Annotated in this window: 4 protein-coding genes; 1 reads left to right on the forward strand and 3 read right to left on the reverse strand. The window is 74.6% G+C overall.

The window, feature by feature from the left end:
* Positions 1-80: 80 nt before the first annotated feature.
* The 3 genes from rsgA to ADY01_RS33715 all read right to left on the reverse strand — a co-directional run bounded on the left by rsgA (position 81) and on the right by ADY01_RS33715 (position 3,251).
* Positions 81-1,085, reverse strand: a complete 1,005-nt coding sequence (gene rsgA, locus ADY01_RS33705) for a ribosome small subunit-dependent GTPase A (RefSeq protein WP_049580568.1) — start codon at positions 1,083-1,085, stop codon at positions 81-83.
* Positions 1,086-1,101: 16 nt separating this feature from the next.
* Entirely contained in the window at positions 1,102-2,451 is a 1,350-nt protein-coding gene (gene aroA, locus ADY01_RS33710) for a 3-phosphoshikimate 1-carboxyvinyltransferase (protein WP_049580569.1), read from the reverse strand.
* A gap of 86 nt (positions 2,452-2,537) precedes the next feature.
* On the reverse strand, positions 2,538-3,251 hold the full coding sequence (locus ADY01_RS33715) for a M50 family metallopeptidase (RefSeq protein WP_049580570.1): 714 nt from the start codon (positions 3,249-3,251) through the stop codon (positions 2,538-2,540).
* A 148-nt stretch (positions 3,252-3,399) separates the two neighbouring features.
* Between ADY01_RS33715 and ADY01_RS33720 the strand changes: the two genes are divergently transcribed.
* Positions 3,400-3,979, forward strand: a 580-nt coding sequence (locus ADY01_RS33720; RefSeq protein WP_234320516.1) for a DUF2637 domain-containing protein, incomplete at its 3' end; no start/stop codon positions are given.

Below are 3,979 nucleotides of genomic sequence, written 5' to 3' on the forward strand. Positions count from 1 at the left end.
CACGGCCGCCGCGCGCTGAGCCGCGGCTCTGCCCGACCGCCCCCGCGGCGCCCGAGCCCGCCGAACGGGGCCGGGCCGCGTCAGTCCCCCTCGTGCCGCTCCCGCGTGGCCAGCAGGCGGCGCAGCGAGTACAGCCGGGCGGGCTCGGCGTGGCCCTCGGCCACCCACCCGTCCAGCGCGCAGTCCGGCTCGTCGTGGCTGCACGCCCGCGGGCAGTTCACCGTGCCGGGCTCCAGGTCGGGGAAGGCGTGGATGACGCGGGAGGGGTCCACGTGGTTCAGCCCGAACGACCGCACCCCCGGGGTGTCGATGACCCAGCCCCCGCCGCCGCCGGGCAGCGGCAGCGCCAGCGCGGAGACGGTGGTGTGCCGGCCGCGCCCCGTCACCGCGTTGACCTCGCCCGTGGGGCGCTGCCGCTCGGGCACCAGCGCGTTCACCAGCGTGGTCTTGCCCACGCCGCTGTGCCCGACGAACGCCGTGGTCCGCCCGGCGAGCAGCTCCCGCACCCCGGCCACCGCCGCCTCGCCGAACTCCTCGCGGGTGGTGACCACATGGCGGATACCGAGCGGCGCGTAGGTCTCCAGCACCGAGGCCGGGGGCGCCAGGTCGGACTTGGTGAGGATCAGCAACGGGTCGAGGCCCGCGTCGAACGCCGCCACCAGGCAGCGGTCGATCAGCCGGGGCCTCGGCTCCGGGTCGGCCAGCGCGGTGACGATGGCGAGCTGGTCCGCGTTGGCCACCACCACGCGTTCGAACGGGTCGTCGTCGTCCGCCGTCCGCCGCAGCGTGGAGGTCCGCTCCTCGACCCTGACGATCCGGGCGAGCGTGTCCTTCTTCCCCGACAGGTCCCCGACGACCGCCACCCGGTCGCCCACCACCACGCTCTTGCGGCCCAGCTCCCGCGCCTTCATGGCGGTCACCGTCCGGTCCTCCACCAGGCACGTCACCCGCCCCCGGTCCACCGTGAGGACGAAGCCCTCCTCGGCGTCCTCGTGCGCGGGGCGCCGGTGGGTGCGCGGCCTGCTGCGGCGGGCGGGGCGGACGCGGATGTCGTCCTCGTCGGGGTTCTTGCCGTACCGGCGCATCGCGGGCCCGCGGTCCCTAGTCTCTCTCCCCGGCCAGCATCCGGTGCCACAGGTCGGGGAAGTCCGGCATCGTCTTGCCGGTGGTCGCGATGTCCTCGATCTCCACGTCCTTCACCACCAGGCCGAGCACCGCCCCCGCCGTGGCCAGCCGGTGGTCCTCATAGGTGTGGAAGACGCCGCCGCGCAGCGGGCGCGGGCGGATCCGCAGCCCGTCCTCGGTCTCGGTGACGTCGCCGCCCAGCGCGTTGATCTCCTTGCGGAGCGCGGCGAGCCGGTCGGTCTCGTGCAGCCGCAGATGGCCGATGCCGCGCAGCACCGACTCCGTCTCGGCGAGCGACGCGACCGCCGCGATCCCGGGCGTCAGCTCACCGACCTCGCTCAGGTCGGCGTCGATGCCGAGCACCCGGCCCGTACCGGTCAGGGTCAGGCCCCGGTCGTCGAGGACGCAGGAGCCGCCCATCTCCGTGAAGATGCGGCGCAGTTCGTCGCCGGGCTGGGTGGTGTGGGCGGGCCAGTCGGGGATGGTGACCGTGCCGCCGGTGACCAGCGCGGCGGCCAGGAACGGCTGCGCGTTCGACAGGTCGGGCTCGACCACCAGGTCGCGGCCCAGCAGGGCGCCGGGGGTCACGCGCCACACGTTCGGTTCGCCGCCCGAGTCCGGCGCGTCCACCTGGGCCCCGGCCTTGCGGAGCATGTCGACGGTCATCCTGATGTGCGGCAGGGACGGCAGCCGCCCGCCGGTGTGGCGGACCTCGACGCCCTGGTTGAAGCGGGGGCCGGAGAGCAGCAGCGCGCTGATGAACTGCGAGGAGGTCGAGGCGTCCACCGTCACCGGGCCGCCCTCCACCGAGCCGACGCCGCGCACCGTCATCGGGAGGCTGCCGCGCCCCTCGTCCTCGACGCGGGCGCCGAGGCCACGCAGCGCCTCGATCAGGCTCCCGAGCGGCCTGACCCGGGAACGGGGATCGCCGTCGAAGCGGATCGGGCCGTCGGCGAGGGCGGCGAGGGGCGGCAGGAAACGCATGACCGTGCCCGCGTTCCCCACGTCGACGGCGGCGGGGGCCAGCGGCGTCCCGGGGATGACGCGCCAGGACTCGCCGCGGCCTCCCGAGAGCCCGGAGACCTCGGAGCTGGAGGAGACGGTCTCCTCGATGCCGATGCCCATGGACCGCAGCGCGTCGGCCATCAGCAGCGTGTCACGGGAGCGCAGCGGGCGGCGCAGCCAGCCGGGGTCGGCGGCCAGGGCGGCGAGGATGAGGGCGCGGTTGGTGACCGACTTGGAACCGGGCACCGTGACGATGGCGTCCACCGCGCCGGAGGCGTACGGCGCGGGCCAGAGAGCGATCGTGTCGCTGTGGTCGGTCATGTTCTCACTCTAGTGCGCGGCCGGGACGCGGCCCCGGTAACCGAGCCCGAGCCCGGGACCGGTCCGCCGCTCCGCCGGTCCGCCGGTCACAGGTCGAGCAGCCAGCGCCCCCCGCCGGTCAGCGCGGTGAGCGTCACCACGTGGAAGAGGGTCAGCCACATCAGCGCGGGCACCCGGGTCAGCCGGGCCAGCTGGTCGGCGTCCGAGTCGCGGGCCGCTCCGCGCCGCCGCTTGGTCTGGAGCTCGAAGACCGGCCTGACGCCTCCGAACAGCAGGAACCAGACCACGAGGTAGGCGAACGCCGCCTGCACCTCGGGCCCGGTCAGCCAGGACACCAGCAGGAACGCGGCGCCGGTGAGCACCACGGTCAGCATCCCGTAGGCGTTGCGCACCATCACCAGCAGCGCCAGCAGCAGCGCGGTCGCGGTCCACAGCAGGGCCGTGATGCGCCCGTCGGCCAGCAGCGCGGCGCCGCCCAGGCCCAGCAGCGAGGGGGCCGTGTACCCGGCGGCGGCGGTGAGGACCATGCCGAACCCGGTCGGCCTGCCCCGGGAGACCGTGAGCCCCGAGGTGTCGGAGTGCAGCCGTATGCCCTCCAGGCGCCGCCCGGTCAGCAGCGCCATCAGGCCGTGACCGCCCTCGTGGGCGATCGTGATCGTGTTCCGCGCGAGGCGCCACGCCCCCCAGGGCACGACCGCCGACAGGGCGACGACGGCCGCGGCGACTATGAGCCAGAGCTCGGGCTCGGGCTGCGTGCCGGTCACCCGGTCCCACAGCTCCTCGATGTCTGCGATATCCATGGTCCGGCCGATCCTACGAGGCCCGTGCCCGCGCCGGGGACAGTGTGAAGAAACGCTTTGTCAAGCGGCCGTGCCGCATGCCACCCCACGGCCCGCCATTCACCCGGATGCCGCACATCCCCCCCTGGCACGCGTCGTTGGCGGAGTCGTGACGTCTCTCAACGAGCACATGCTGTACGACCCGACAGCGCACGCGCCGCTGTTCATCCCGCCCGAGCTGGTGATCGACGACACAGCGCGGATCCCGGGCCTGAACGACCACCCGGCCACCGCCCGCAGCCACCGCAGGGAGCGCCGCCGACTGCGGTGGCGCGGCGGCGCCACCCCCTCGCTGTGGCTGCGCTGCGTCAGCCTGATGATCGCCGCCGTGGCGGCGGCCCTGGTGGCGATGCTCAGCGTGCTCGGCGGCCTGATCTCCTATGAGCCGCTGCGCGAGGCGGCCTCCGCGAGCGTGCCGCCCGAGCTGATCCCGTGGTGGCCGCTGCTGATCTTCGGCCCCTGGGTGGTGGGGTCGCTGTCGATCCTGCGGGCCGCCCTGCACCAGCGGCAGACCCTGCACTCGTGGGCCGTGGTCGTCCTGTTCTGCGGGCTCGCCGTCGGCCTGTGCGTGGGCGAGGCGCCCAAGTCGGCGACCGGCATCGCGGTCGCCGCCCTCCCCCCGGTGTCGGCGCTCGTCGCCTTCCACCAGATCGTCCGGCAGATCACCCTCATCCACCCGCCCCGGCACG

It is taken from the genome of Streptomyces sp. SBT349 (assembly GCF_001083795.1).
Lineage (GTDB): Bacteria > Actinomycetota > Actinomycetes > Streptomycetales > Streptomycetaceae > Streptomyces.